Raw genomic sequence first — 236 nt, forward strand, 5'->3', positions numbered from 1 at the left:
TTGCTTTGCCTTTAACGCAATCACTTTTTGGCAATATGCTAAGTGATGACTAATCGTATCGTGTTTTTGTGATGCTTGATAGTCAATTAAATACCAATTACTGGCTTGAGTTTCTGGGTCTTGTTTAAAAAACAACGACTCGGCCATGATTAAGTCGCTTTGGTTGGCGTAAGTTAACCATTGCACGCTGGGTAAATTGCACAGTGCGGCTAACAATGCATATTGCACATCAAGAT

At 39.4% G+C, this 236-nt stretch carries 1 pseudogene; it reads right to left on the reverse strand.

The features are described 5' to 3' along the window. Nucleotides 1-236, reverse strand: a pseudogene (locus AAEZ00_RS22145) (hypothetical protein); the annotation flags it as partial.

It is taken from the genome of Shewanella sp. S1-49-MNA-CIBAN-0167 (assembly GCF_040310145.1).
Classification (GTDB): Bacteria; Pseudomonadota; Gammaproteobacteria; order Enterobacterales; family Shewanellaceae; genus Shewanella; species Shewanella psychromarinicola.